Annotated in this window: 27 protein-coding genes; 18 read left to right on the forward strand and 9 right to left on the reverse strand. The window is 60.5% G+C overall.

Annotated features, from left to right (window positions below; translation table 11 throughout):
- Positions 1–29 precede the first annotated feature (29 nt).
- A complete protein-coding gene (locus V8G57_RS03075) occupies positions 30–509 on the reverse strand; it encodes a GNAT family N-acetyltransferase (protein WP_342828158.1) in 480 nt (159 codons plus the stop codon).
- Between the two features lie 226 nt (positions 510–735).
- Here V8G57_RS03075 and V8G57_RS03080 point away from each other — a divergent pair, with 226 nt between their 5' ends.
- The 7 genes from V8G57_RS03080 to V8G57_RS03110 all read left to right on the forward strand — a co-directional run bounded on the left by V8G57_RS03080 (position 736) and on the right by V8G57_RS03110 (position 5,986).
- Positions 736–1,458 carry a GntR family transcriptional regulator gene (locus tag V8G57_RS03080; RefSeq protein WP_092398481.1) on the forward strand — a complete coding sequence of 241 codons (723 nt, stop codon included), beginning with the start codon at positions 736–738 and terminating at the stop codon, positions 1,456–1,458.
- A 1-nt stretch (position 1,459) separates the two neighbouring features.
- Positions 1,460–2,239 carry a transporter substrate-binding domain-containing protein gene (locus tag V8G57_RS03085; protein ID WP_092398483.1) on the forward strand — a complete coding sequence of 260 codons (780 nt, stop codon included), beginning with the start codon at positions 1,460–1,462 and terminating at the stop codon, positions 2,237–2,239.
- Positions 2,240–2,275: 36 nt separating this feature from the next.
- Complete coding sequence (locus V8G57_RS03090) at positions 2,276–2,956, forward strand: amino acid ABC transporter permease (RefSeq protein WP_342828159.1); 681 nt, start codon at positions 2,276–2,278, stop codon at positions 2,954–2,956.
- Complete coding sequence (locus V8G57_RS03095; RefSeq protein ID WP_092398571.1) at positions 2,953–3,609, forward strand: amino acid ABC transporter permease; 657 nt, start codon at positions 2,953–2,955, stop codon at positions 3,607–3,609. Before V8G57_RS03090 ends, V8G57_RS03095 begins: the two co-directional genes overlap by 4 nt.
- The gene (locus V8G57_RS03100; protein ID WP_092398487.1) at positions 3,590–4,318 is read left to right on the forward strand and encodes an amino acid ABC transporter ATP-binding protein; all 729 of its coding nucleotides are present in this window, start codon (positions 3,590–3,592) and stop codon (positions 4,316–4,318) included. The genes V8G57_RS03095 and V8G57_RS03100 overlap by 20 nt, the downstream gene beginning before the upstream one ends.
- Positions 4,319–4,419: 101 nt before the next feature.
- Positions 4,420–5,475 (forward strand): adenosine deaminase, encoded by a 1,056-nt coding sequence (locus tag V8G57_RS03105; protein WP_342828161.1) that lies wholly within the window; start codon positions 4,420–4,422, stop codon positions 5,473–5,475.
- A gap of 181 nt (positions 5,476–5,656) precedes the next feature.
- Complete coding sequence (locus V8G57_RS03110) at positions 5,657–5,986, forward strand: DUF1488 family protein (protein ID WP_092398491.1); 330 nt, start codon at positions 5,657–5,659, stop codon at positions 5,984–5,986.
- Positions 5,987–6,046: 60 nt separating this feature from the next.
- On the opposite strand, the gene V8G57_RS03115 is transcribed toward V8G57_RS03110, so the two are convergent.
- A complete protein-coding gene (locus V8G57_RS03115) occupies positions 6,047–6,487 on the reverse strand; it encodes a multidrug/biocide efflux PACE transporter (RefSeq protein ID WP_342828163.1) in 441 nt (146 codons plus the stop codon).
- A gap of 109 nt (positions 6,488–6,596) precedes the next feature.
- Between V8G57_RS03115 and V8G57_RS03120 the strand changes: the two genes are divergently transcribed.
- Both V8G57_RS03120 and V8G57_RS03125 read left to right on the forward strand, forming a co-directional pair.
- A complete protein-coding gene (locus V8G57_RS03120; RefSeq protein WP_342828164.1) occupies positions 6,597–7,457 on the forward strand; it encodes a LysR family transcriptional regulator in 861 nt (286 codons plus the stop codon).
- Between the two features lie 78 nt (positions 7,458–7,535).
- Positions 7,536–7,694, forward strand: a complete 159-nt coding sequence (locus V8G57_RS03125) for a hypothetical protein (RefSeq protein ID WP_175501026.1) — start codon at positions 7,536–7,538, stop codon at positions 7,692–7,694.
- A gap of 616 nt (positions 7,695–8,310) precedes the next feature.
- Here the strand turns inward: V8G57_RS03125 and V8G57_RS03130 are convergent.
- Both V8G57_RS03130 and V8G57_RS03135 read right to left on the reverse strand, forming a co-directional pair.
- Complete coding sequence (locus tag V8G57_RS03130; RefSeq protein ID WP_342828166.1) at positions 8,311–9,351, reverse strand: oxidoreductase; 1,041 nt, start codon at positions 9,349–9,351, stop codon at positions 8,311–8,313.
- A 169-nt stretch (positions 9,352–9,520) separates the two neighbouring features.
- On the reverse strand, positions 9,521–9,883 hold the full coding sequence (locus V8G57_RS03135) for a hypothetical protein (RefSeq protein ID WP_342828167.1): 363 nt from the start codon (positions 9,881–9,883) through the stop codon (positions 9,521–9,523).
- A 187-nt stretch (positions 9,884–10,070) separates the two neighbouring features.
- On the opposite strand from V8G57_RS03135, the gene V8G57_RS03140 reads away from it, so the two are divergent.
- Positions 10,071–10,292 (forward strand): hypothetical protein, encoded by a 222-nt coding sequence (locus tag V8G57_RS03140; RefSeq protein WP_092398501.1) that lies wholly within the window; start codon positions 10,071–10,073, stop codon positions 10,290–10,292.
- 99 nt (positions 10,293–10,391) lie between these two features.
- Here the strand turns inward: V8G57_RS03140 and V8G57_RS03145 are convergent, their stop codons facing one another.
- Together V8G57_RS03145 and V8G57_RS03150 are read right to left on the reverse strand one after the other, a co-directional pair.
- Positions 10,392–10,640: a hypothetical protein gene (locus tag V8G57_RS03145; protein WP_092398503.1), complete on the reverse strand. Its 249-nt coding sequence runs from the start codon at positions 10,638–10,640 to the stop codon at positions 10,392–10,394.
- A 76-nt stretch (positions 10,641–10,716) separates the two neighbouring features.
- A complete protein-coding gene (locus tag V8G57_RS03150; RefSeq protein WP_342828168.1) occupies positions 10,717–11,397 on the reverse strand; it encodes a 4'-phosphopantetheinyl transferase family protein in 681 nt (226 codons plus the stop codon).
- Positions 11,398–11,950: 553 nt separating this feature from the next.
- Between V8G57_RS03150 and V8G57_RS03155 the strand changes: the two genes are divergently transcribed.
- The 7 genes from V8G57_RS03155 (at position 11,951) to V8G57_RS03185 (ending at position 21,180) form a co-directional block, all read left to right on the forward strand.
- Positions 11,951–13,636, forward strand: a complete 1,686-nt coding sequence (locus tag V8G57_RS03155) for an MFS transporter (RefSeq protein WP_342828169.1) — start codon at positions 11,951–11,953, stop codon at positions 13,634–13,636.
- 244 nt (positions 13,637–13,880) lie between these two features.
- Positions 13,881–15,092 (forward strand): formate-dependent phosphoribosylglycinamide formyltransferase, encoded by a 1,212-nt coding sequence (gene purT, locus V8G57_RS03160; RefSeq protein WP_342828170.1) that lies wholly within the window; start codon positions 13,881–13,883, stop codon positions 15,090–15,092.
- Positions 15,093–15,204: 112 nt separating this feature from the next.
- The gene (gene nadB / locus V8G57_RS03165; RefSeq protein WP_092398511.1) at positions 15,205–16,806 is read left to right on the forward strand and encodes an L-aspartate oxidase; all 1,602 of its coding nucleotides are present in this window, start codon (positions 15,205–15,207) and stop codon (positions 16,804–16,806) included.
- A 96-nt stretch (positions 16,807–16,902) separates the two neighbouring features.
- The gene (locus V8G57_RS03170; protein WP_342828171.1) at positions 16,903–18,135 is read left to right on the forward strand and encodes an MFS transporter; all 1,233 of its coding nucleotides are present in this window, start codon (positions 16,903–16,905) and stop codon (positions 18,133–18,135) included.
- Between the two features lie 80 nt (positions 18,136–18,215).
- On the forward strand, positions 18,216–19,529 hold the full coding sequence (locus V8G57_RS03175) for an MFS transporter (protein ID WP_342828172.1): 1,314 nt from the start codon (positions 18,216–18,218) through the stop codon (positions 19,527–19,529).
- A 64-nt stretch (positions 19,530–19,593) separates the two neighbouring features.
- Positions 19,594–20,865: a M20/M25/M40 family metallo-hydrolase gene (locus tag V8G57_RS03180; RefSeq protein ID WP_425458224.1), complete on the forward strand. Its 1,272-nt coding sequence runs from the start codon at positions 19,594–19,596 to the stop codon at positions 20,863–20,865.
- Positions 20,866–20,982: 117 nt separating this feature from the next.
- Positions 20,983–21,180 (forward strand): hypothetical protein, encoded by a 198-nt coding sequence (locus V8G57_RS03185; protein ID WP_342828173.1) that lies wholly within the window; start codon positions 20,983–20,985, stop codon positions 21,178–21,180.
- A 55-nt stretch (positions 21,181–21,235) separates the two neighbouring features.
- Here the strand turns inward: V8G57_RS03185 and nadC are convergent, their stop codons facing one another.
- Together nadC and nadA are read right to left on the reverse strand one after the other, a co-directional pair.
- Positions 21,236–22,126, reverse strand: coding sequence for a carboxylating nicotinate-nucleotide diphosphorylase (gene nadC / locus V8G57_RS03190; protein ID WP_342828174.1), 891 nt, complete (start codon positions 22,124–22,126; stop codon positions 21,236–21,238).
- On the reverse strand, positions 22,123–23,274 hold the full coding sequence (gene nadA, locus V8G57_RS03195) for a quinolinate synthase NadA (protein ID WP_342828175.1): 1,152 nt from the start codon (positions 23,272–23,274) through the stop codon (positions 22,123–22,125). The genes nadC and nadA overlap by 4 nt, the downstream gene beginning before the upstream one ends.
- Before the next feature lie 263 nt (positions 23,275–23,537).
- On the opposite strand from nadA, the gene V8G57_RS03200 reads away from it, so the two are divergent.
- Positions 23,538–24,095, forward strand: a complete 558-nt coding sequence (locus tag V8G57_RS03200) for a hypothetical protein (RefSeq protein ID WP_342828176.1) — start codon at positions 23,538–23,540, stop codon at positions 24,093–24,095.
- A gap of 93 nt (positions 24,096–24,188) precedes the next feature.
- Here the strand turns inward: V8G57_RS03200 and V8G57_RS03205 are convergent, their stop codons facing one another.
- Positions 24,189–25,790, reverse strand: a complete 1,602-nt coding sequence (locus V8G57_RS03205) for an ABC-F family ATPase (RefSeq protein WP_092398525.1) — start codon at positions 25,788–25,790, stop codon at positions 24,189–24,191.
- Positions 25,791–25,796 lie beyond the last annotated feature (6 nt).

The raw sequence follows: 25,796 nt of genomic DNA on the forward strand, positions 1-25,796 counted from the left end.
CCGCTTCCTTGATCTGGACCGGCGCCGGACTAGAGTTTCTTTTGCATCAGCATGGCTTTGCCCATGGCCGGATCGAGTTCGTAGCCGGCAAACCCGGTGGACTTGTACAGTGCCTGGGCCAGCTTGTTGCCTTCCAGCACTTCCAGCGTGATCTTGCAGCAGCCCAGGCCAAGCGCTACCTGCTCCACCTGCGCCAGCAGCTTCTTCGAAATCCCGCGCCCGCGAAATTTGGCGGCGACCGCCAGGTCGTGGATATTGAGCAGCGGCTGGCAGGCAAACGTCGAAAATCCTTCGATGCAGATCGCCACTCCCGCCGGCTCGTCGTCGACAAAAGCCAGCACCACGTGGACATCGCTCCTTTTGCTGATGGCGGCAATCAGGTTGCTTTTGACGAAATCGGCGAGCTGCCGGCCGCCGCCCATGGCGTCCATGGCGTAGCCGTCCAGCAGTTCCACGATGGCGCTGGCGTGGCGGGGATTGGCAAATTCGGCATTCACTATCTGAGTCATGTTCCTGGTCCTGGTTCAGTATTGATGGATGTTTCCGATTTTATATCAGCGCGGACAATGTCTTGCGGATGTCAGGCGCGTGCCAAAAAAGCGCAGCCGCTCCCCCTTTTGGTGACAATAATCGGCAGTGCTTGCCAACTTGGTGAACTGATACACCAATCTTGTATATCAGATCAGTGCATCAGTCCCGGCGGCCGCCTGGCATACGACTTGCTGATACGTCAGCATGACCGCCACCGCCAAATCGTCCACCCAGATCGCCGAACGGATTACCGAAGCGATGCTGGCGCGCAAACTGGCGCCCGGCACGCGGCTGGGCGAGCAGCAGCTGGCGGAACTGTTCGGCGTCAGCCGCACCCAGATCCGCGAAGCCTTGACGCGCCTGGTGACGCGCGGCATCGTCACCGTCAGCGCCCGCCGCGGCTGGTATGTGATCGAACCGACCCCGGAAGATGCGCGCGATGCTTTCGAAGCGCGCCGTGTGCTGGAGCTGGGGCTGCTGCGCCATGCGCGGCCGATCAGCGCCGACGCCATCCGCAAACTGCGCCAGCATGTCGAGCGTGAACAAGCGGCGCTGGAAGGCGACGATGTCGCCTCGCGCAGCTTCCTGCTGGGCGATTTCCACGTCTGCCTGTGCGAATCGTTCGGCAACACCTTGCTGGCCGACACCCTGCGCGACCTCACTACCCGCACTACCTTGACCGCCATGCAATACCAGTCTTCGCACCACGCCAGGCAATCCTGCGCCGAACACGTCGGCATCGTCGCCGCGCTGGAAGCCGGCGACCTGGAGCAGGCGGAACAACTGATGCACAACCATTTATGCAATGTCGAAGCAGGCCTGGACCAATCGCTGCGCAGCGATTCCCTGTCGCCGCTACGACAGGCGCTGGCCCCGCTTTCCGAGAATGCCGACTTTGCAACATCACCCCCGCTAAAGGAGTTTTAACATGAAGTTCCCAAAAATTTTGCTCGCCTTGGCCGCTGCTGCCACCCTGTTCAGCGGCACTGCGCGGGCCGATGCGCTCGAGGACATCGTCAAGAGCGGCGTACTGAGGGTCGCCGTGCCGCAAGACTTCCCGCCGTTCGGTTCGGTCACCAGCGATCTCAAGCCGCAAGGCCTGGATATCGACGTAGCCACCCTGATCGCCAAGAAAATGGGCGTCAAGATCGAACTGATCCCGGTTACCAGCGCCAATCGGGTGCCCTACCTGCAAACCAAAAAAGTCGACCTGATCATTTCCAGCCTCGGTAAAAATCCGGAGCGGGAAAAAGTCATCGCCTTCAGCGACGCTTATGCTCCTTTCTATAACGGCGTGTTCGGCGGCGCCGACCAGAAAGTCAGCAGCGCGGCCGACCTGGCCGGCAAGACCGTGGGCGTGACCCGCGGCGCGGTGGAAGACCTGGAACTGACCAAGATCGCTCCCGCCAGCGCCACCATCAAGCGCTATGAAGACAACAACGGCACCATCAGCGCCTTCCTTTCCGGCCAGGTGCAGCTGGTAGCGACCGGCAACGTGGTGGCCGCCGCGATCATCGCCAAGCATCCACCGAAGAAACCGGAAACAAAATTCCTGATCAAGAATTCGCCATGCTCGATCGGCCTCAACAAGGACGAACCGAAACTGCTCGACAAGGTCAACGCCATCCTGGCGCAGACCAAGAAGGACGGCGAGCTGAACGCACTGAGCGTGAAATGGCTGGGCCTGCCTTTGCCGGCCAACCTGTAAGCGCTGCTTGCCGCATCGACTAGCTTAAGGCGAGACATGAGTTATCACTTCGATTTCCTGGCGCCGTTCGACTACCCTGCCGTGCTGATCAAAGGCGTGCTGGTGACGATCGAACTGATCGCTATCGGCGGCGTGCTGGGCGTTGCCGTCGGCATCTTCGGCGCCTGGGCCCGCACCCAGGGACCGCGCTGGCTGCGGCCGCTGGTCAGCGCCTACGTTGAGCTGATCCGCAACACGCCGTTCCTGATCCAGCTGTTCTTCATTTTCTTCGGGCTGCCGGGGATAGGCCTGCAGATCGGCGAGATGGAAGCGGCGGTGCTGGCGATGGTGATCAACCTCGGCGCCTACAGCTGCGAAATCATCCGCGCCGGCATCGCCGCCGTCGCCCGCGGCCAGGTCGAAGCCGGCTTGAGCCTGGCGATGACCAGGATGCAGATATTCCGGCATGTGATCCTGCCCCCCGCCCTGCAAAAAATCTGGCCGGCGCTGTCGAGCCAGGTGGTGATCGTGATGCTCGGCTCGGCCGTATGTTCACAGATTGCGGTGGAAGAACTGGCGTATGCAGCCAACTTCATCCAGGGCCGCAATTTCCGCTCGTTTGAATCTTACCTGCTGTCTACCGCGATCTACCTGCTGCTGGCGATCGGCTTGCGGCAGCTGCTGCGCCTGATCGGCGACCGGCTGTTCGGCCGGCCCGCGGCCAAGGAGGCCACATGATTTCATTCTCTGTCTGGGACATCGTCCGCAACCTGCTGCTGGCGCTGCGCTGGACCGTGTTGCTGTCGCTGGCGTCGTTTGCCTTGGGCGGCCTGCTGGGATTGATCATCCTGTTCATGCGGACATCAAAGCAAGCCTGGCTGCGCCGCCTGACCAAGATGTACATCGAGCTGTTCCAGGGCACGCCCTTGCTGATGCAGCTGTTCCTGGCGTTTTTCGGGCTCGCCCTGTTCGGCCTGGAAGTGCCGGCCTGGCTCGCCGCCGCGCTGGCGCTGACTTGCTGGAGCAGCGCCTACCTGGCGGAAATCTGGCGCGGCTGCGTCGACGCCGTTCCGCGCGGCCAGTGGGAAGCATCGTCATGCCTGGCCATGAGCTACATGCAGCAGATGCGCCACGTGATCCTGCCGCAAGCCTTGCGCATCGCGATTCCGCCTACGGTCGGCTTCAGCGTGCAGATCGTCAAAGGCACCGCGGTCACCTCCATCATCGGCTTCGTCGAACTGTCGAAAGCCGGCACCATGATCACCAACGCCACGTTTCAGCCGTTCACCGTGTATGCACTGGTGGCGCTGATGTATTTTGCGCTGTGCTGGCCGCTGTCCAAATACAGCCAGTCTCTGGAAAGGAAATACAATGCCGCTAATCGCCATTGACAATGTAAAAAAAAGCTTCGGCGACAACCAGGTGCTGAAAGGCATCCGGCTCGATGTCGAAGCCGGTGAAGTGATCGCCATCATCGGCAAAAGCGGTTCCGGCAAGAGTACCTTGCTGCGCTGTATCAACGGCCTGGAAAGCATCGATGAAGGCAATATCAGCGTCGCCGGCGCACACCTGGGCAAGACCGAGCTGGAGCTGCGGGCGCTGCGCCTGAAGGTTGGCATGATCTTCCAGCAGTTCAACCTGTTTCCGCACCTGACTGTCGGCCGCAACGTGATGCTGTCGCCGATGATCGTCAAGGGAACCACAGAAGGCGAGGCACGCAAGTCGGCACAGGAGAACCTGGCGCGGGTCGGCCTGGCTGAAAAATTCGACGCCTACCCGGACCAGCTGTCGGGCGGCCAGCAGCAGCGGGTGGCGATCGCACGCGCGCTGACGATGCAGCCGCAGGCCCTGCTGTGCGACGAAATCACCTCCGCGCTCGACCCGGAGCTGGTCAACGAAGTGCTGACGGTCGTGCGCGGCCTGGCGGAGGAAGGCATGACGCTGCTGATGGTGACCCATGAAATGCGGTTTGCCCGCGAAGTCTGCGATCGCGTGGTATTCATGCATCAAGGCAAAGTGCACGAAATCGGCCCGCCGGAAGAGATTTTTGCCAATCCCAAGACACTCGAACTGCAGCAATTCCTGGGCGCTTCGCACTGAAAAAAGCCGGCTGGAAATCGGGGAACGGAAGGAGCTGCCCGCAATTCTGTAAAATTGAGGGTCAGCTCCTGATTTGCTCCTGTTTAACCATGGAAGTACACATGAATTCAATCAGCACCACCCCGCCGCTCGCAGCCGATCTGGTTTCCTTTATCGAAGGTTTGCCGAAAGCGGAACTGCACCTGCATATCGAAGGCACGCTGGAACCTGAATTGCTGTTCTCGCTGGCGCAACGTAACAATGTCGAACTGCCCTACGCTTCCGTGGAAGAACTGCGCGCCGCCTATGCTTTCACCGACCTGCAATCGTTTCTCGACCTGTATTACGCCGGCGCCGCGGTGCTGCAGACCGAACAGGATTTTTATGACATGACGATGGCGTACATCGCCCGCTCGCGGGCAGACAACGTGCGCCACTCCGAAATTTTCTTCGATCCGCAGACCCATACCGAACGCGGCATCAGCATCGAGGTCGTATTCGCCGGCATCGCCCGCGCTCTGCGCGAAGCGCGCGACAAGCACGGCTTCAGCAGCGCCATGATCATGTCCTTCCTGCGCCATTTGTCGGAAGAGGAAGCGTTCGCTACCCTGGAAGAAGCGCTGCCCCTGCGCGCCCAGTATCGCGACCTGTGGATAGGCATCGGCCTGGATTCGGCCGAACGCGGCAACCCGCCGGAAAAATTTGCCCGCGTCTTCGCGCGCTGCCGCGAACTCGGGTTCCACCTGGTGGCCCACGCCGGCGAGGAAGGCCCGCCGGAATACGTCAGGGACGCGCTCGACGTATTGCATGTAGAACGCATCGACCACGGCGTGCGCAGCGAGGAAGATCCGGCCCTGATGAAGCGGCTGGCGCAGCAACGCATTCCGCTGACGGTATGCCCGCTGTCCAACCTCAAGCTGTGCGTGGTCGACGACATGCGCAAGCACAACCTGGCGCGCATGCTGCACGCCGGCCTGGCGGTCACCGTCAACTCCGACGATCCGGCCTATTTCGGCGGCTACATGAACGCCAATTTCCTGGCGGTGGCGGCATCGCTGCGCTTGAGCCGCACCGAACTGGTGATGCTGGCGCGGAATGCGTTTGAAGCGACATTCCTGCCGGCTGCGGCGAAACAGCAGCTGTTGCTGGAACTGGACGGCTACTGCATGGCGCACTGATCCTGCATCGGCTGCAACCGCTGTGCGCAAGCCGCCGCGCCTCACGGGCCCGGCGGCTTTTTCACGGCGGCGGCGCAAAAATGGCCCGCATGCCTGATCCGCGGCAAGGCCATAACAAATCTGCACTACCCAAAACGCCGCTTCTGTATTGTCCTTGCAAGCCGGCCGGTTTCAGGGCACCATGGATAAGCAGCCAGATAGCCTGCCCTATCGATCCCGTCTGACTCTGCGCAACCGCTTTATCGTGGAGACCATGATGGACAACGTACTCGCCGCACCTCGCCTGACCAACGCCGGCATCTTGTTTTCGGTGACGGTCGAATTCCAGCAGTACCAGTGCCTGGTGCCGGCAACCACACTATCAGACCTGTCGCATTCGAAAGATCCCAAGCTCGACCTGCTCGATACCTATCGCGCCTTCCAGACAAAAATCGAAGGCGTCGCACGGCGCCTGATCGGCGCCGGCATCGTCGGCAAGCCGCTGGTTATCGGCAGCGGCTATTTCCAATAATCCCAAACCGGACCTGGTTGCTTCGCTGCTGCGCATGCAATACATGCATGCGCTGGATCGTCACATGCCGGCAAACGTGCGCTTCTTCAGCAAGGAAGCACGCAGCTTGTCGTACGCCAGGTTGAAAACGAAGGTATAAGGCAGGAAAAAAAGCAGCAGGCCGATATCGAGGAACAGCGCATCGAGCAGGCTCATGTCCAGCCACCATGCCACCAGCGGCACCACGATCGCCACCAGCCCGGCTTCGAATGCGGTAGCGTGCACCACCCGCATGGCCATGGTGCGGACCAGGTGCCAGCGGCGCTCGATACGGTCGAACAGGCTGTTGAAAATCATGTTCCAGGTCATCGCCACCAGCGAAATCATCAGCGTCAGCAAACCCGCATGCGCCATCGGTATCTTCATCACCCATGACAAGACGGGTGCGGTCATGCCTACCGCCAGCACTTCAAATATCAGCGCGTGAATGGCGCGTTCGGTCCAGGTTTTATGCGTGTTCATATTGCCTCCATTGCTTCAGAAAACTCTGATGAAGCTATTTTCTTCGATTTACTTGATACTATAAAATCTATAACCATCGGATAAACCGATATATAGGAGCGAGTACGCCATGCGCCACTCACTGGAAACCCTGTTCATGTTTGTCGAGGCCGCCACACTGGGTTCGTTCTCGGCGGCGGCACGCAAGCTGGGCAAGCAGCAGTCCACCGTCAGCGAGGCAATCGCCAACCTGGAAATAGACCTCGGACTGACGCTGTTCGACCGCCGCACCCGCCGCCCGACGCTGACCGAGCAAGGCCGGGCCATGCTGGTCCACGCGCAGCACGTGATTGAAGCTGCCGATCGCCTCGAACGCTCGGCGCACCGGCTGGCGGGTGGACTGGAGCCGCAGCTGACCCTGGTGCTGTCCGATACTTACCAGTCGGACCGCTTCGAACATATCCTCACCAGTTTCGAGCAACGCTACCCGGAGCTGGAACTGGAATGCATGATTGCGGAGCGCAACGACGTGGTTTCTTTGGTGCAGGAAGGACGCGCCAACCTCGGCCTGGTGGCGGCGCAGCCGGACTATCCGCCGGATATCGGCTTCGAATCGGTGCCGGACCGTTCCGCCATCGGCCTGTATGTCGGCAAGCAGCATCCGCTGGCAAAAGCCGCGCACATCTCCAGCGAGATGCTGCACGGTGCGCGCGAGCTGCGCCTGAGCACCTATGCCGACGAGCCTGTGCAGCGCCGCCGCGGCAAATGCTGGACGGCGTCCAGCTACCTGCTGCTGCTGGAAATGACGGAACTGGGTTTCGGCTGGGCCGAATTGCCGTACTGGCTGGCCAAACGGTTTGCCGCCAACAGCCTGCTTGAGCTGCAGGTGCGCGGCTGGCCGAAAAGCATACAGGTCGACGCGGTCTGGTCGCGCCAACGCGGACTGGGACCAGCCGGCAGCTGGCTGCTGGATACCCTGATGGCGCGCTGACACGGCCAGCCAGGGAAACGGCGACGCCTGGCGCGAATTTTGCTGGTATCGGGCATCACCCAGGGAAACAGACAAAAAATGTTAATCATCCTCGCCTCCGTCACTTTTGCCGTCCTGCTTGCCTTGTTCCTGCTGCACAAGGAACTGAAGACGCGCGGCTTCCTGTCGACTTACAACCGCAATGCCCGCTCCGATGCCCGCTTGCAGCGCAGCCGGACGATCAAGCCACACCATTGAGCCGCGGCAAGCTGTCACAGGCACGTGATAGTTAACGTCAAGAAGTGACAACAAATCGTCGCCGGCGCCTTGTCGTCAAGGGGCCGGGCTAGTCTCGCCTTTCTGATGGGCAAAAAAAAGCCCGCAGAGCCTTGCGGCGCGGGCTGAATCCAAACCATAGGGGGTTGGAGGAGACAAATCCACTATAAATTGAAATATGGCGCAGTGCAATATAGTAAAAATACGGTATCCAGACGCAAAAAAACCTGCGACCGTGAGGTAAGCAGGCTTATGTATTCATACATTCATCAATACAGGAGAAGATTCCCGAAACCCAGTCCTATCTGGAAAGTGGCCCCGACGTGTAACGAATCTACTCTTGTATTGGCCCGTATCGCTTTATGCGTTACAGGCAATTTTTGAATTATACACAGATCTGCCCGGCAGTGCAAGCTAAAGTCCTGTGCAGCCTATTTCCCGCAAATACGGCGGACAAAAAAAAGCCCGCAGACCTTTCGGTGCGGGCTTGAATCCAAACCTTAGGAGGTGTTGGAGGAGACAGGTGTAACTATATAGAGACGGTCCGCGGACAGCCAATTTATTTAACGCATATCAGTTATTCACATGGATGATAGCGTTACCATCCGGTCGCCGCATAGGGCAGGCGACGCCCTTCCATGGCGCTTTGGCGCGCCAGTTCCAGGATTTCGGCAACACTGACGGCGGCGTCCGCCGTGACCGGAAACGGCACGCCGTCCTGGATCGAGGCGGCCAGCGCGCGATAAAACTCGACATAAGCGCCGTCCAAGGTAGCCAGTTCGCCGCGCAGGTCAAGTTCACCTTCCACTTCCCGGATCAAGCCAGGCGGGTTTTTGGCCCAGCCCGGCTGCCCGGGACGCAAGCCGGCCTTGAGCTGGTCTTCCTGGCTGTCGAGCCCGGTTTTCAGGTAACTGCCGCGGCGGCCGTGGATCGTGAACCGCGGCGCCTCCAGAGCGCTCAGGGCACTGGCATGCAGGACTACCTGTTTGTCGGCATAGCCGAGCTGCAGGTGGACGTAATCCTCCGCCTTGGCCTGTTCGCGGTAGGCGCCGATAGTCGCGTTGACGCTTTGCGGAGCGCCAAACAAAGTCAGCGCCTGGTCGACCAAATGCGGCCCAAGGTCATACAACAGGCCGCCGCCATTCAAGGCATTCTCGCGCCAGCGTTGCCGTACCGCAGGCCGGAAACGATCGAAATGCGACTCGAAATGCGTGATCTGACCAAGCCGGCCGCTGGCGATCAGCGCTTGCACGGTGCGGAAATCGCCGTCCCAGCGCCGGTTATGGAACGGCGCCAGCAGCAGCTTGCTGTCGGCGGCCGTGCGCGCCAGGATGCGCGCCTCTTCTGCGCTCAGAGTGACCGGCTTGTCGACCACCACGTGCTTGCCGGCAGCCAGCGTGCGCCGGGCGAATTCAAAATGGGTATCGTTCGGGGTAGCAATCACGATGCAGTCGAGCGCGCCATCGGCCAGCAAGGCGTCGAGATCGGCAACAATCCGCGCTTCCGGCCAGGCTTGGGCGGCAGCCTCGGCCTGGCTGCTGGCAATCGCGCTGACTGCGGTGCGGCCCGAGTGTCCGATCAGCGGCGCGTGGAAGGTGGCGCCGGCAAAGCCGTAGCCTAAAAGACCTATGTTCAGCATGGGTTTCTCTTTCAATTGCATGATGGACCGAAAGTTACCCACAGAAATTGTGGACAGTCCTGTGGATAACCATCAAGAATTTTAATCAAGTGTTTGATTTATATGATTTTTTGCTAAGCGCACAAACTTGATACCACGGGCATAACTTACGGCCCGCCGGTATCGCCGTTCAGGCCGCCGAAGAATCGATATCCGCCAGGGACTCCCGTCCTTTTTCGGTGATGTCGTAACCGTCGCCCGCCGGCCTGGCGCTGACATGCCCTTTCTTGCCGAGGAACATGGCGACGTCGGCCGCCAGCTTGGCGCCGGGATCGCTGGCCACCGCGCGCAGGCCGTCTATGCAGTTCCTGATGAACAAGGTCTGCTGCCCTTTCTCGGTCAATGACAGGCCGCCGTTCTTTTCATATGCAATGTACTTCAGTCCCGCCAGGCGCTTGGTATTGCGTGCCACGCAAGCGCTCACCCTGCCGTGCGTCCCCTTGTGGATCTGCTCCAGGGCGTCGTATTCATCTCTTGTCAAACCGTCGTTCATTACTGCTTCCTCTGTAGAATTTACCATGCTGCGACCCTCATGGTACGCGCCGCAACGGATAGCGGCAATGGATAGCGGCCACGCGGGCGGACGCAGCGCCGGATGAACGCATCGATTGCTACAATCGTTAAATAAAATCTGGTATCGTTACCGCAGGTATTCCAACCTCGCGCACAAGGAGACACTTATGGATTTAACAGAAAAATTCGACGCCAAAGGCAAAGAAACAGGGAACGCCTATCATGTCGAGTGCTATAAAGACTCGATTGAAAGAGCCACCGCAAACGGCACCGTCGCCTCCCTGCCCGGGCGGGAAATCTACAAACTGGCGGATGGACGGGCGCTGACTCCGTACGCGGAAGGAAAATTTGTCATTGACCAGACTGGCGAAAAGATCGTGCGGGTCTGAGCCGCGTTAGCCGCTTGCCTTGATCGGCATCATGAAAGCCTGCGCACCGTGAGGACGCAGGCTTTTTCATTGGGCCAGCAGGATTGAATTGGAATCGCCCTACGCTCGTCCGCCCTCGCGCAGGGTCCGGATCAGCAGGTCCGCCATGATGTTGCCGTCGAATTCGCGGAATCCGCGCTGGTAAACCAGTGCGCCTATCGCGATCAGCCGGAACAACTCTTCCTCTGTCAGCTTGTAAGACAATTTTGCGATTTCGTTGGCAAACATCTGTACGATGTCGTCGTCGCTGGTGAGCGGTACCTGGCGACTTGCCCTACCCCACATCTCGATGATTTTCGCAGCCTTCATAGAAACCTCCGGAAGACTTTTTATTATAGATGCCGCGCCGCAAATATCCAGTACCGTGCGCCGGTTGCGGCAACTGTCAGAGCAGGCACAATGTAGCGATATTGCCGGGGAAATAACTATAGCGGATGCTGTACAGGCTGCCTTTGACGCATGAGGGCGACAAACTCGTCGCCAGCCTCAGCGTGAGACGGGATTGCTGTTGTTGCAACTCGCACACTTCCGCATCCAGGAAATCGAAATAACGGCCGACAAATGGATAGAGCGCCTTGAACAGGCTTTCCTTGGCCGAAAAAACCAGGCTCAGCCAGTCTCCGAGAGCCAGGCCGGCGGCCTCGCCCATGGCCAGCTCCGGCGCTTTCATCAGGTGCTCATGCAACGGCTGCGCCGCCTCGTCGGTAAGGATCCGTTCAATATCGATTCCCAGTCCGCGCCAGTCCCGGGTACTGGCCGCCACCGCAATCGCCAGCCCGTCGCCATGGCTGATCGAACCCAGGTAGCCGGTTGGCCACAGCGGCGCCCGATGCTGGCCGATAGCGAGCGTCGCCTGGCTGTCGTGGCCGAGCTTTTGCAAGGCTTCGCGAGCGCAAAACCTGCCGGCGGCGAACTCCACCTGACGTTTCAGCACCGCGCGAGCCATGGTGTCGGGCAGGACTATGCCGCTGGCCTGCAGCCGCTCCAGCTGTCCGGCGTCGACCGTATAGCGCAAGCCGGCCCGGCAAATGGAGTCCGGCATTTCCGGCAAAACAATCTCGGTCATTTCATCTGCTGGAATTTGCATGGGCTGGAAGGATTAAACGATTCTGGGCAGGCGGCAAAACATTATAGCGGCCGGAAAACGAAAAACCCGCGCACCTTGCGGCAGCGGGTTAATCCGGAGACAACAAAACTGGTGCCGGTGATCGAGGCTACCGGCCAACCTGCTGATGGCAAAACACTCTTCGAAAAACCCTGGCCGGGCTTTATAAGTGAGCACTAAATCAACGCCTCGTATGCTACCCGCCTAAGATGACGGCGGTATGACTGCCCTATGACAATTGCCGGTTTTACCTATGCCAGGCAGCTGAAAAAAAAAAGCCCGTGAACCTTGCGGTCACGGGCTGAATCCAAACTCGGGGAGAGTTGTAGAAGACGTAGCCATTGTAGCGATTCCGGCAGGCCGGCACAGCTGTCATTGTTGACAGGTAGCAACTTTCCATTTCCAGCGTCCCTATCCCGTAAGTTTGTCGTAAGTTTCAAGCAAGTCCCGCGTAAGGTTTCGCCTGCACACTCCAAGACAGCTGTACCAAATATAAATAATCAAGGAGACCGGCATGGCCACAATACAACCTACCGCAGGCGGGCTGAAACCTGCTGCACGGGGCATCACACCGGAGGAGCGCAAAGTCATCTTTGCCTCGTCGCTGGGCACCGTATTCGAATGGTATGACTTTTACCTGTACGGCTCGCTGGCGGCCATCATCGCCAAGCAGTTCTTCTCCGGCACCGATCCAAACACCGGTTTCATCTTCGCCTTGCTGGCGTTTGCCGCGGGCTTTATCGTGCGTCCTTTCGGCGCGCTGGTGTTCGGCCGCCTGGGCGACATGATCGGCCGCAAATTCACCTTCCTGGTGACGATCCTGATCATGGGCGCCTCGACCTTCATTGTCGGCATCCTGCCAAACTACGCCACCATCGGCATTGCCGCCCCTATCATCCTGATCACCTTGCGCATCCTGCAAGGTCTGGCGCTGGGCGGCGAGTACGGTGGTGCGGCGACCTATGTCGCTGAACACGCGCCAGACGATAAGCGCGGCGCATTCACCTCCTGGATCCAGACTACCGCAACGCTGGGACTGTTCCTGTCGCTGCTGGTGATCCTGGGTGTCCGCAGCGCCGTCGGAGAAGAAGCATTTTCTTCATGGGGCTGGCGCATTCCTTTCCTGGTCTCGGTCATCTTGCTGGCGGTCTCGGTCTGGATTCGCTTGTCGATGAATGAGTCGCCGGCTTTCGCCAAGATGAAGGCTGAAGGCAAGACTTCCAAAGCGCCGCTGACGGAAGCTTTCGGTAAATGGAAAAACCTGAAACTGGTGATCCTGGCCCTGATCGGCCTGACTGCCGGCCAGGCCGTGGTCTGGTACACCGGCCAGTTCTATGCCCTGTTCTTCCTGACACAATCGCTGAAGGTCGACATGTCGACTGCCAACATCCTGATCGCGCTGGCCCTGCTGCTGGGCACACCGTTCTTCGTGATCTTCGGTACGCTGTCCGACAAGATCGGCCGCAAGCCGATCATCATGGCCGGCTGCCTGATTGCAGCGCTGACCTACTTCCCGATCTTTTCCGGTTTGACCCACTACGCCAACCCGGCGCTGGAAGCAGCGCTCAAGAGCGCACCGGTGATCGTCACTGCCGACCCTGCCACTTGCCAATTCCAGTTCAACCCTACCGGCACCAAGAAATTCACATCGTCTTGCGATATCGCCAAGGCCAAGCTGTCGGCGGCTTCGGTGAACTATGAAAACGTCGTCGGCGCTCCTGGTTCGGTTGCCACCATCAAGATCGGCGAAAAGATCCTGACTTCGTATGACGCCAAAGGCTTGTCGAAAGAAGATGCCGCGGCCAAGGACAAGGCATTCTCGGCAGAACTGGCCGGCGACATCAAAGGCGCAGGTTATCCAAGCAAAGCCGATCCGGATCAGATGAACAAGCCGATGGTGCTGTTGCTGCTGTTCATCCTGGTGCTCTACGTGACCATGGTGTACGGCCCGATTGCGGCGATGCTGGTGGAAATGTTCCCTACCCGCATCCGCTATACCTCGATGTCCATGCCTTACCACATCGGCAACGGCTGGTTCGGCGGTTTGCTGCCAACCACTGCTTTTGCGCTGGTGGCGTTCAAGGGCGACATCTACTATGGCCTGTGGTATCCGATCATCATCGCGGCAGCCACTTTCGTCATCGGCATGCTGTTTATCAAGGAAACCAAGGACTACGATATTTACCAAGCCGAGCGCTAATGAACGATATGGCATATGCTTACGGCTATGCCTGAGCAGCGCCGGAAGAGCCGCCAGATGATTCTGGCGGCTTTTTTCATTTTGCCAACTGTCCTTGCGTCCTGATATTTGCTATTGTCAGGCGCTGGCCAACGATAAAATATCCTCTTTGCGAATTTTTCACCGTCATCACCCACCTCACCCATCAACGACTAACAGCAAATTCGCGGCGCAGGGCAACCAGGCGCCGCAGCTCCTTTCCAATATGAAGACACCCACCAGAATCGGCACCCCGCTTTCCCCTTCCGCCACCAAGGTCATGCTGCTAGGCTCCGGCGAACTCGGCAAGGAAGTCATCATCTCGCTGCAGCGGCTCGGCGTCGAAGTGATTGCCGTTGACCGTTACCCGAACGCTCCCGGCCATCAGGTCGCGCACCGTTCACACGTGATCAACATGGCCGACGGCGCGGCGCTGGAAGCGTTGATTGCGCAAGAACAGCCTGACCTGGTCGTGCCGGAAATTGAAGCAATCGCCACCGAAACCCTGGTCGCGCTGGAAGCCGCCGGCAAGGTCACCGTAATACCCACCGCGCGCGCCGCCTGGCTGACCATGAACCGCGAAGGCATACGCCGCCTGGCTGGCGAGACGCTGGCGCTGGCGACTTCGCCCTACCGTTTCGCCAACAACCTGGACGAACTGAAAACCGCTTGCGCGGCGATCGGCTTTCCGTGCGTGATCAAGCCGGTCATGTCGTCCTCCGGCAAAGGCCAGTCGAAGCTCGACAGCGCCGATGAAATCGAAGCCGCCTGGGCCTATGCCGCCGCCGGCGGCCGGGTCGATTCGGGACGTGTCATCGTCGAGGGTTTCATCGATTTCGATTATGAGATCACGCTGCTGACGGTGCGCGCTCTGCAGCAGGACGGCAGCATCGCCACCCATTTCTGCGAACCGATCGGCCACATCCAGGTGCAAGGCGATTACGTCGAATCCTGGCAGCCGCATCCGATGCATCCGGAAGCGCTGCTCAAGGCGCGCGATATCGCCAAGAAAGTCACCGACAACCTGGGCGGCCTCGGCCTGTTCGGCGTCGAACTGTTCGTCAAGAACGAGATGGTCTGGTTCTCCGAAGTCAGCCCGCGTCCGCACGACACCGGCATGGTGACCATGGCCAGCCAGCAGCAAAGCGAATTCGAACTGCACGCCAAGGCGATCCTGGGCCTGCCGGTGAATGTCACCTTGCGCAGCCCGGCGGCATCGGCCGTCATCTACGGCCAGCACGACGCCAAAGGCATCGCCTTTGAAGGCGTGGCCGATGCGCTGCGCGTGCCGGGCGTGGATATCCGCCTGTTCGGCAAGCCGGAATCTTTCGCCCGCCGGCGCATGGGCGTGGCGCTGGCCACCGCCGACGACGTCGAGACCGCGCGCATCAGGGCCAAACAGGCCGCCGCCAAAGTCAAACCGGTAATCGTGGAATAATTAACGGCACGGCAGCACGGTAGCAGAGGGTAGTAGAGACATCGCCCCAGATCCTTGGGGCGGTCCGGATTAAAACAATAAGGTCCCGTCAGGGCATAACCAAGCATCCACCATGAAATTCGATGTCGCCATCATCGGCAGCGGCCTGGCCGGCCTGTCGGTCGCGCTGCACCTTGCCGAGAACAACAAGGTTGCAGTCATCTCCAAACGCGCGCTGCTCGACGGCGCCAGCAACTGGGCCCAGGGCGGCATCGCCGCCGTGCTCGATTCCGGCGACAGCCACGAACAGCATATCAACGACACCCTGGTCGCCGGCGCCGGCCTGTGCGACGAAAGCGCCACCCGCTTCATCGTCGAAAACGGCCGCGCCGCCATCGAATGGCTGATAGAACAGGGCGTGCCCTTCACCCCCGATTCCAGCGCCGAGCTGGGCTTCCACCTGACGCGCGAAGGCGGCCACAGCCAGCGCCGCATCATCCATGCCGCCGATGCTACCGGCCATGCGGTGCAGGTGACGCTGGAACAAAAGGTGCGCGCCCATCCCAACATCACGCTGCTGGAAGATCACTACGCAATCGACCTGATCACCTCCAAGAAGGTAGCGACAGGCGATACGGCGCCGCGCTGCCTTGGCCTGTACGCCAAGAACGTCAAGACCGGCAAGGTGCTGACCCTGGCCGCCAACCACACGGTGCTGGCCACCGGCGGCGCCGGCAAGGTCTACCTGTACACCACCAATCCCGACAGCGCCACCGGCGACGGCATCGCCATGGCCTGGCGCGCCGGCTGCCGGGTCGCCAACATGGAATTCATCCAGTTCCATCCGACCTGCCTGTACCACCCGTACGCCAAATCGTTCCTGATCACCGAAGCGATACGCGGCGAAGGCGGCGTGCTCAAGCTGCCGGATACCGAAGGCGCCGACGCCGGCATGCGCTTCATGCCGGCCCACGACGAGCGTGCCGAACTGGCGCCGCGCGACGTGGTGGCGCGGGCGATCGACTTCGAGATGAAGAAGCGCGGCCTGGACCATGTCGACCTCGACATCACCCACAAGTCGCCGGAATTCCTGAAAGAACACTTCCCGACCATCTATGCGCGTTGCCTGGAGCTCGGCATCGACATCACCAGGCAGGCGATCCCGGTGGTGCCGGCGGTCCACTTCACTTGCGGCGGCATCGTTACCGACCTGAACGGCCGCACCGACCTGCCCGGCTTGTATGCCGTTGGCGAAACCGCCTACACCGGCCTGCACGGCGCCAACCGCCTGGCCAGCAATTCACTGCTGGAATGCGTGGTGATCGGCCGCGCCACCGCCAAGTTCATCGCCCAGCAAGAAAAGCCGAAAGCTATCCCGCTGCCGGCCTGGGACGAAAGCCGCGTGACGGATGCCGACGAGGAAGTCGTGATCTCCCACAACTGGGACGAACTGCGCCGCTTCATGTGGAATTACGTCGGCATCGTGCGCACCAACAAACGCCTGGAGCGTGCCCAGCACCGGATCCGTTTGCTCAAGGAAGAAATCGATGAATACTATGCGCACTTCCGCATCAGCCGCGATTTGCTGGAGCTGCGCAACCTGGTGCAGGTGGCGTCGCTGATCGTCGAAAGCGCTTTGTCGCGCCATGAAAGCCGCGGCCTGCACTACAGCCAGGACTATCCGGAAACGCTGGCCAAGGCATTGCCTAGCGTGCTCACGCCGCAGCGCCGCTAGTCCATCCGCGCGCAGGCGAATTGCGCGCCAAGAAACGGGGTGTCCGCTGCCGGAAACGGCGCGACACTACCGTTCCCCAAGAAAACCACAAGAATCATGACGTCACCACTTCCGCACGCCCTTCCCCGTTCTTTGGTCGCCCTCACCTGGTCCAATCTTGCCGCGCAATCGGCCGAACAACTCAGCCTGGCGGCGACGCCCATCATGGCGGTGCTGATACTCGGCGCCGGACCGGGCGAAATCGGCACGCTGGCCGCGGTGCAATCGCTGCCGTTCCTGCTGCTGTCGATCCCGTTCGGCCTGCTGGCCGACCGCACCTCGCGCAAACGCCTGATGGTGACCGCCGAGGCGCTGCGCATGCTGGCCTTGCTGGGCGTGCTGGCGGCGCTCCTGTCGAATCACCTGTCGATCGGATTGCTGGCGGTGCTCGGCTTCATCGGCGCCGTCGGCACTGTCGGTTTCAGCGTCGCCGCCCCGGCCATCGTGCCGGCGCTGGTAGGACGCGAGCTGCTGGCGAAAGCCAACGGCCGGCTGGAACTGGCCCGCAGCGCTGCCTTTGCCGCCGGTCCCGCTCTCGGCGGCGCGCTGACTTCATGGGCCGGCGCCTCGACCGCGTTCGTGCTGGCGGCCATCCTGTCCGGCTCGGGCGTGGCGCTGCTGTTGCAGCTGCGCGAGCCGCAACGCGCACCGGCGGCGCCGCGCCATCCCCTGCTGGAGCTGCGCGACGGCGCCCACATGGTCTGGCGCGACAAGCTGCTGCGGCCGATCCTGCTGACCGCGGTGGCCTGGAACATCTCCTGGTTCGTGCTGCAGGCTGCCTATGTGCCCTATGCGGTACGCAAGCTCGGACTGAGCGCCAGCGCGGTCGGCATGACGCTTGGCGCGTATGGCGTCGGCATGATGGTGGGCGCCCTGCTGACGCCGCGGATAGTGGCCAGGCTGCCGTTCGGCCGCGCAATCCAGATCGGCCCGGCGATCTCGGTGCTGGCCGCATCGACAATGGTGGCGACGCTTGCGGTTCCGAGCGGCATCCTGGCGGCCCTGTCGTTTTTCCTGTTCGGCGTTGGTCCGATCATCTGGGTCATCACCTCCGCCACGCTGCGCCAGACTGTCACGCCGGGCGCCATGCTGGGACGGGTATCGGCGATTTTCCTGACGGTCAACACCGGCGCGCGGCCGATCGGCGCCGCCCTCGGCGGCCTGGTCGGCGCGCGCTGGGGCGAACCGGCCTGCCTGGTGCTGGCGCTGGCCGGCTTTGTGGTGCAGGCCTGGATCATTTTCGATTCCGAGGTGCGCGTGCTGGAGCGCCTGCCGGCGCCGCTGGCCTAGCTGGCCGAATCTGCAACAGTGTCGCTTCCGCCTCATCTCGGCTATGCTTGGATCTCAAACTAAAAAAATGAGGAGAAACGATGAGCGCAGCATCGCAGCAAATCACATCTGCCCCAGCACCGGCGCAGAACAGCGCCAGGCGCGTGATCTTCGCCAGTTTCATCGGCACCGCCATAGAATTCTACGATTTCTACGTCTACGCAACCGCGGCGGCGCTGGTCATCGGCTCGGTATTTTTCCCGCATGACTCGCCGACGGCGCAAGCGCTGTCGGCTTTCGTCACCTTCGGCATCGCGTTTATCGCACGGCCGGTCGGCGCTTTCCTGTTCGGCCATTTCGGCGACCGCATCGGACGCAAATCCACGCTGGTGCTTTCGCTGCTGGTGATGGGCGTCGCCACCACGCTGATCGGCTTCCTGCCGGGTTACGACTCTATCGGTGCGGCGGCGCCTGTCCTCCTGTGCGTGCTGCGTTTTGCCCAAGGCATAGGCTTGGGCGGCGAATGGGGCGGCGCGGCGCTGCTGGCGACCGAATATGCACCGCCGGGGAAACGCGGCAGGTACGGCATGTTCCCGCAGCTTGGCCCTTCCGTCGGTTTCCTGATGGCGAATGGCCTGTTCCTTGCCCTGGCCTTGAGCCTGTCGGATGAACAGTTCAAGAGCTGGGGCTGGCGCATCCCGTTCATTTTCAGCACGGTACTGGTGGTGCTGGGCTTGTATGTGCGGCTGAAGATCGCTGAAACGCCGGTATTTGCCGCGGCGCTGGAGAAGCGCGAACGCGTGAAGGTGCCGGCAGTCACCCTGTTCCGGCACCACTGGCGTCCGGTGATGCTGGGTTCGGTGGCAATGATTGTCTGCTACACCTTGTTCTATATTGCGACTGTGTTTTCGCTGTCTTACGGTGTCGGCACCCTGCATATCCCGCGCCAGGAATTCCTCGCGCTGCTGTGCCTGGCGGTAGTGTTCATGGCGCTGGCGACGCCATTCTCAGCCATCGCCAGCGACCGCTTCGGCCGGCGCCCAGTGCTGATCGCCGGCACGCTGGCAGCGATCGCCGCGGGCTTCACCATGCAGCCGCTGTTCGGCAGCGGCAACATGGCGGCGATCGCCTTGTTCCTGATCATCTTCCTGTTCCTGATGGGAGTGACCTTCGCGCCCATGGGAGCCTTGTTGCCGGAGCTGTTTCCCACCAGCGTACGGTATACCGGCGCCGGCGTGTCGTACAACATCGGCGGCATCCTGGGCGCATCGGTTGCACCTTATATCGCGCAACTGCTGGCGCAGCGCGGCGGCCTGGGGTATGTCGGCGCCTATGTATCGGTGGCCGCGGCGCTCAGCCTGGGCGCGGTGCTGTGCATGCGCGAGACGCGCCACGACAGCCTGCAGCAGCCATAAAAAAACAAGCACGGATTTTCATTAAAACCAACGGAGACAGAAGTTGAAACAGCCATCCTTTTCCCTGAAAAAAAACTTGCTCGCCGCCGTGCTGTTCCCGGCGCTGGCCTTGAGCGCCGGCATGGCGCTGGCGGCCCCCGTGGCGCCGGTGTACGACCTGGCGCAAAAAGAAAAACCGGTAATGATGGACACCATGCGCGACCTGGTGAATATCGAATCGGGCAGCGGGGATCTTGAAGGTCTGGCCAAGATCGCCGCCCTGATCCGTGATCGCCTGACGAAACTGGGCGGCAAGGCTGAATTGCTGGACGCGCCGGAAATTTACCGGATGGGCGACACCCCGGAAAAGATCGGGCAGATCGTGCACGCGGTTTTCAAGGGCAACGGCAAGCGCAAGATCATGCTGATCGCGCACATGGACACGGTGTACCTGCGCGGCATGCTGAAAGACCAGCAATACCGGGTTGACGGCGATAAGGCTTACGGCCTCGGCATCGCCGACGACAAGCAAGGCGTCGCCACCATCCTGCATACCATCGCCATCCTGCAAAAAATCGGCTTCAAGGATTACGACACGCTGACGGTGCTGATTAACGGCGACGAGGAAATCAGTTCGCCCGGCGGCCGCAGCCTGCATACCAAGCTGGGCGCCGAACAGGACGCCGTGTTTTCCTACGAAGGCGGCGGCGCCCAAGGCCAGCTGCGGCTGGCGACCAGCGGCATCGCCGCGGCGTACCTGACGGTCGAGGGCAAGTCTTCACATGCCGGAGCGGCGCCGGAAAGAGGCGTCAACGCCTTGTATGAACTGTCTCACCAGGTGTTGCAGATGGACTCCTTGTCGCAACCGTGGCGCGGCTTGAAACTGAACTGGACCGTGGCGCAGGCCGGCACCAACCGCAACGTGATCCCGGCCAGCGCCAGCGCACAAGCCGATGCCCGCGCCTTGAAGATGAGCGACTTCGAGCAGTTGCAGGAACAGATGCAAGAACGCGTCAAGAAGCAGCTGATCCCGGACGCCAAGGTCCACCTGAAATTTGAAATGCGGCGGCCGCCGCTGGAAACCAATGCCGCTTCGCGCGCCGTTTCGGCTTACGGCCAAAAGATCTACCAGGAACTGGACTTGCCGATGACGATAGTAGATACGGCCAGCGGCGGCGGCACCGATGCCGCATTCGCCGCACTGAAATCGAAGGGAGCCGTAATTGAGGGAATGGGATTGACCGGCTATGGCGCGCATTCGAATGACGCCGAATACGTCTTGCTGAACAGCATCGTTCCGCGCCTGTACCTGTCGACGCGGCTGATCATGGATTTTGCCCAGGGTAAAGTCCAGTAGGACTGGCATACACGGCTGGGCAGGTTGTCCTGTCCAGCCATACGGCAATCACCTAAACGATACAAACCATGGATTGGAAGACTTGATCCTTGCACAAACTGGGATTACCATCTCGACATGGAAACAAGAGTCATCAAACTTGAAGAATTTGCCGGCGAAGCGCGTGATCGCCTGACGCGCATCGAAACACGCCTGGACCATATGGTCACCAAAGAAGATATGTCCAAGCTTGAGGCCACTCTTCTACGATGGTTTATCGGAACAGCCGTCTCCCTGACGGCCCTGGTGTTCGCTGCGGCAAAACTGATTCACTGAACGCAACGCTGCCGTTGCACGGCCAGTTCAATGCGTTTTATCCAATCTGGACGCTCTACCCAATAATCCGCAGCGAATAATCTGTCGCCCGGATATCCTTGGTCAGGCTGCCGATCGAAATCCGGTCGACGCCGGTTTCCGCGATAGCCCGCACCGTTTCCATATTGATGCCGCCGGAAGCTTCCAGCAGCGCCCTGCCGTCAGTCAGCTTGACGGCGTCGCGCATGGCGTCGAGGCTGAAGTTGTCGAGCAGGACCGAGTTGGCGCCCGCGCTCAATGCCTCCTCCAGCTGCACCAGGTTTTCCACCTCGATCTGGACCGTGACATCCGCATCCAGCTTGTGCGCCGCCTGCATCGCGGCGGAGATGCCGCCGGCTGCAGCGATATGGTTTTCCTTGATCAGGATGCCGTCGTACAGGGCCAGCCGCTGGTTATGGCCGCCGCCGACGCGCACCGCGTATTTCTGCGCCAGGCGCAGGCCGGGCAAGGTTTTACGGGTATCGAGGATATGCGCCTTGGTGTCGGCGATGGCATTGACGTAGATGCGCGTTGCGCTGGCTACGCCGGACAGCAGCTGCAGGAAATTCAAGGCGCCGCGCTCTGCGGTCAGCAAGGCCCGGGCCGGCGCATCGATCAGGCAGACCTGGCTGTCGGCGCTCATCAGGTCGCCTTCGGCATACGACCAGTCGATACGGATGCGTTCATCCAGCTGCCGCATCACTGCTTCGAACCATGGCGCGCCGCACAGCACAGCTTGCTCGCGCACGATCACGCGCGCCTTGACCATCTGTTGCTCCGGGACCAGCTTGCCGGTCAAGTCACCGCTGCCGACATCTTCGGCGATTGCAGTGCGGATGTTGTTATCGAACGCCGTTTGCAGCGCCGCATCAAACGGTGCGAAACGATTCTCTAAGTTGCTGACTGATTTGCTGTTGGAAGTACTCATGCGGGACCGATTCCTGAAAACAGTTTTTGTTCTTGCGCCAGATCGCCGGATGGGCGCACGTTGGCTTTGCGCTGGGCGGCGAAATCCAGCATGCGGTCGATGCAGACCACCGCCTTGCGGCCGGTTTCAGCGTCGACCTGGATTTCATTGCCGCCGAATTCCAGCACGTCGGCCAGGTTCTGCAAGCCGTTCATCGCCATCCATGGGCAATGCGCGCAGCTCTTGCAGGTCGCGCTGTTACCGGCGGTTGGCGCATCGATAAAGCGTTTGCCGGGCGCAGCCATGCGCATCTTGTGCAAGATGCCGTTGTCGGTGGCGACGATGAATTCGTCGGCGTCCAGGCTCTGGGCGGCGGCGATCAGCTGGGTGGTGGAGCCGACCACATCGGCTTGCGCCACCACGGCTTCCGGCGATTCGGGATGCACCAGTATCTTGGCGTTCGGATGCTGCTGGCGCAGCAGCGCCAGTTCGACGCCCTTGAACTCGTCGTGCACCAGGCACGAACCCTGCCACAGCAGCATGTCGGCGCCGGTCTGTTTCTGTATATAGCCGCCCAGATGCTTGTCCGGCGCCCACAGGATTTTTTTACCTTGTGCGTGCAGGTGGGCGACGATGTCGAGGCCGATGGAAGAAGTCACCATCCAGTCGGCGCGCGCCTTGACCGCGGCACTCGTGTTGGCGTACACCACCACGGTACGGTCGGGATGGGCATCGCAAAAAGCGGAAAATTCGTCCGCCGGGCAGCCGAGGTCAAGCGAACAGGTGGCGTCCAGGTCAGGCATCAGCACGCGCTTGTGCGGGCTCAGGATTTTCGAGGTCTCGCCCATGAATTTGACGCCGGCCACTACCAGCGTCTTGGCTGGATGATCGCGGCCGAAGCGCGCCATTTCCAGCGAATCGGAAACGCAGCCACCTGTCTCTTCTGCCAGGTCCTGTAAATCGCCGTCGACGTAATAATGTGCGACCAGCACGGCTTGCTGTTCTTTCAGCAAGCGCTTGATGCGCTCCTTGAGGGCGATTTTCTGGTCCGCGGTGGGAGTTTCAGGGACGCGAGCCCAGGCATGAGCGGTACAGCTGGTACCTGCGCTGCTGCCTAGGTCCATTTGCGGCCGCTCGAATTCAACGGTTTTGATGGCGTGGGTTTGCATGGCTACGATGGGTGTGAGAGGGTCATGAGCTGCGGTAATACGCAATGATACGACAGAAGGCGCAACAAGACATTTTGCCGCAGCAAGCCTTGGGGTATCGGGACAGGGATTCTACCGCCAACCTTGACATTGCGTGTGAACATTACCTTATTGCAAGCAGGAATGAACTCCCGTACTATGATTTAACAATTGTCATAAAAAAAATCTGCCGGGTTCAATGTCCGAGCATTTTGTTGGATGCAATATAAGAACACAGGGACAACATGATAATTTTCGACAAGACAGAACGTGGCCGTACCGAAATAGCCACACGCGGCCAGAGCGTGGCGCCACGGCTGCGGACACTGTTATTGCTGGTAGACGGCAAGACCGGCAGCGACGAGTTGCTGCGGAAGGTGGCCGGACTGGGGCTGGGCCAGGAACACCTGGACGAGTTGCTGCAGGCCGGCCTGATCCAGGCCAGCGCCGATAGCGGCAATACTGGCAATCCCGGCAACAGCGCCGCCGCTGTCGAGGCGCCGCCAGTGAAAAGCGTGCCGCCGCCCGCCGCCCCCCTATCAGCCGAGCAGGTGCTGCCGCCGGGACAAACCCAGTTCGAGGCGATTTATCATTTCTACAACGATACGATCAAGAGCATGATCGGCTTGCGCGGTTACGGCCTGCAGCTGAAAGTCGAACGCGCCAGCAGCATCCAGGATTTCCGCGAACTGCGCCAGCAATACCTGGAGGCGGTGCTCAAGGCCAAGGGCGAAGAAATCGCCCGCAGCCTGCGCGGCCGGCTGGACCAGTTGCTGTACCTGGGCGAACGGCCGCAGCAGTAAGCGCAACGATAAAAAAAAGCGTGGCAGATTGAATCTGCCACGCTTTTTCACATCAGCCATGGCGCAGAAATTCCCGCGCCATGGTTGATTGATTTACTCGATGCCCTGGCTGGTCAGGTAATCCTCGTAGGAACCCTGGAAATCGACCACTTCGTTTTCCTTGACTTCCAATACGCGGGTGGCCAGCGACGACACGAACTCGCGGTCATGCGAGACGAAGATCAAAGTGCCGGCATATTTTTCCAGCGCGATGTTGAGCGACTCGATCGATTCCATGTCCATATGGTTGGTCGGTTCGTCCAGCAGCAGCACGTTGTGGCGGCCCAGCATCAGCTTGCCGTACATCATGCGGCCCTTCTCGCCGCCGGACAGCACCTTGACCGACTTCTTGACGTCGTCGCCGCTGAACAGCAGGCGGCCCAGGCTGGAACGCACGGCCTGGTCGTCGTCGCCTTCCTGGGTCCATTGGCCCATCCAGTCGGTGAGCGTCTTGTCGGTCGCGAAATCTTCCGTCGGATCCTGCGGCATGTAGCCGACATTGGCGTTTTCCGCCCACTTCACCAAGCCGCTGTCGGCCGCCAGGCCGGCGATGTCGCTGCCGCCGATGCTGCGCAACAAGGTGGTTTTACCGGCGCCGTTGGCGCCGATGATGGCGATTTTTTCACCGGCTTCAACCATGATGTTAAAGCTCTTGAAAATCGGCCGGTCATAAGTCTTGCTGATGCTTTGCACTTCGACCGCCAGCCGATGCAGTTTCTTCTCGCCGTCGAAACGCACGAAAGGATTGGCGCGGCTCGATGGCTTGACGTCCTCGACCTTGATCTTTTCAATCTGCTTGGCGCGCGATGTCGCCTGGCGCGCCTTCGATTTGTTGGCCGAGAAACGACGCACGAAATCCTGCAGTTCGGCGACCTTGTCCTTGGCCTTGGCATTCGCCGACAGCTGCTGCGCGCGCGCTTGCGAGGAAGCCAGCATGTATTCGTCGTAGTTGCCGGGATAGACCTTCAAGGTGCCGTAGTCCATGTCGGCCATGTGGGTGCACACCTGGTTCAGGAAGTGGCGATCATGGGAAATGATGATCATGGTCGAATTGCGCTGGTTCAGCACATCTTCCAGCCAGCGGATGGTATTGATGTCGAGGTTGTTGGTCGGTTCATCGAGCAGCAGGATATCCGGATTCGAAAACAGCGCCTGCGCCAGCAGCACGCGCAGTTTCCAGCCCGGCGCGACATTGCTCATCGGGCCCTGGTGCTGCTCGATCGCCACGCCTACGCCTAGCAGCAGTTCGCCGGCGCGCGCTTCAGCGGTATAGCCGTCGTACTCGGCAAACTTGGCTTCCAGGTCGGCCGCTTTCATGTAATCGTCGTCGGTAGCTTCCGGATTGGCGTAGATCGCGTCGCGCTCAGCCATGGCCGCCCACATTTCGGTATGCCCCATCATCACGACATCGAGCACGCGCATTTCCTCGAATGCGAACTGGTCCTGGCGCAATTTACCCAGGCGCTCGTTCGGATCGAGCATCACGTTGCCGCCCGACGGCTCCAGGTCGCCGCCCAGGATCTTCATGAAAGTCGACTTGCCGCAGCCGTTGGCGCCGATCAGGCCATAGCGGTTGCCATCGCCGAATTTGACGGAAATGTTTTCAAACAGCGGCTTGGGGCCGAACTGCATCGTGATATTTGCTGTGGACAACATCTTAGA

The organism is Collimonas rhizosphaerae (assembly GCF_038896935.1).
Lineage (GTDB): Bacteria > Pseudomonadota > Gammaproteobacteria > Burkholderiales > Burkholderiaceae_D > Collimonas > Collimonas rhizosphaerae.

Bases quoted from the DNA above. Each gene is read 5' to 3' on its own strand.
- V8G57_RS03075 (WP_342828158.1), bottom strand. From the start codon at position 509: ATGACTCAGATAGTGAATGCCGAATTTGCCAATCCCCGCCACGCCAGC.
- V8G57_RS03080 (WP_092398481.1), top strand. From the start codon at position 736: ATGACCGCCACCGCCAAATCGTCCACCCAGATCGCCGAACGGATTACC.
- V8G57_RS03085 (WP_092398483.1), top strand. From the start codon at position 1,460: ATGAAGTTCCCAAAAATTTTGCTCGCCTTGGCCGCTGCTGCCACCCTG.
- V8G57_RS03090 (WP_342828159.1), top strand. From the start codon at position 2,276: ATGAGTTATCACTTCGATTTCCTGGCGCCGTTCGACTACCCTGCCGTG.
- V8G57_RS03095 (WP_092398571.1), top strand. From the start codon at position 2,953: ATGATTTCATTCTCTGTCTGGGACATCGTCCGCAACCTGCTGCTGGCG.
- V8G57_RS03100 (WP_092398487.1), top strand. From the start codon at position 3,590: ATGCCGCTAATCGCCATTGACAATGTAAAAAAAAGCTTCGGCGACAAC.
- V8G57_RS03105 (WP_342828161.1), top strand. From the start codon at position 4,420: ATGAATTCAATCAGCACCACCCCGCCGCTCGCAGCCGATCTGGTTTCC.
- V8G57_RS03110 (WP_092398491.1), top strand. From the start codon at position 5,657: ATGGATAAGCAGCCAGATAGCCTGCCCTATCGATCCCGTCTGACTCTG.
- V8G57_RS03115 (WP_342828163.1), bottom strand. From the start codon at position 6,487: ATGAACACGCATAAAACCTGGACCGAACGCGCCATTCACGCGCTGATA.
- V8G57_RS03120 (WP_342828164.1), top strand. From the start codon at position 6,597: ATGCGCCACTCACTGGAAACCCTGTTCATGTTTGTCGAGGCCGCCACA.
- V8G57_RS03125 (WP_175501026.1), top strand. From the start codon at position 7,536: ATGTTAATCATCCTCGCCTCCGTCACTTTTGCCGTCCTGCTTGCCTTG.
- V8G57_RS03130 (WP_342828166.1), bottom strand. From the start codon at position 9,351: ATGCTGAACATAGGTCTTTTAGGCTACGGCTTTGCCGGCGCCACCTTC.
- V8G57_RS03135 (WP_342828167.1), bottom strand. From the start codon at position 9,883: ATGAACGACGGTTTGACAAGAGATGAATACGACGCCCTGGAGCAGATC.
- V8G57_RS03140 (WP_092398501.1), top strand. From the start codon at position 10,071: ATGGATTTAACAGAAAAATTCGACGCCAAAGGCAAAGAAACAGGGAAC.
- V8G57_RS03145 (WP_092398503.1), bottom strand. From the start codon at position 10,640: ATGAAGGCTGCGAAAATCATCGAGATGTGGGGTAGGGCAAGTCGCCAG.
- V8G57_RS03150 (WP_342828168.1), bottom strand. From the start codon at position 11,397: ATGACCGAGATTGTTTTGCCGGAAATGCCGGACTCCATTTGCCGGGCC.
- V8G57_RS03155 (WP_342828169.1), top strand. From the start codon at position 11,951: ATGGCCACAATACAACCTACCGCAGGCGGGCTGAAACCTGCTGCACGG.
- purT (WP_342828170.1), top strand. From the start codon at position 13,881: ATGAAGACACCCACCAGAATCGGCACCCCGCTTTCCCCTTCCGCCACC.
- nadB (WP_092398511.1), top strand. From the start codon at position 15,205: ATGAAATTCGATGTCGCCATCATCGGCAGCGGCCTGGCCGGCCTGTCG.
- V8G57_RS03170 (WP_342828171.1), top strand. From the start codon at position 16,903: ATGACGTCACCACTTCCGCACGCCCTTCCCCGTTCTTTGGTCGCCCTC.
- V8G57_RS03175 (WP_342828172.1), top strand. From the start codon at position 18,216: ATGAGCGCAGCATCGCAGCAAATCACATCTGCCCCAGCACCGGCGCAG.
- V8G57_RS03185 (WP_342828173.1), top strand. From the start codon at position 20,983: ATGGAAACAAGAGTCATCAAACTTGAAGAATTTGCCGGCGAAGCGCGT.
- nadC (WP_342828174.1), bottom strand. From the start codon at position 22,126: ATGAGTACTTCCAACAGCAAATCAGTCAGCAACTTAGAGAATCGTTTC.
- nadA (WP_342828175.1), bottom strand. From the start codon at position 23,274: ATGCAAACCCACGCCATCAAAACCGTTGAATTCGAGCGGCCGCAAATG.
- V8G57_RS03200 (WP_342828176.1), top strand. From the start codon at position 23,538: ATGATAATTTTCGACAAGACAGAACGTGGCCGTACCGAAATAGCCACA.
- V8G57_RS03205 (WP_092398525.1), bottom strand. From the start codon at position 25,790: ATGTTGTCCACAGCAAATATCACGATGCAGTTCGGCCCCAAGCCGCTG.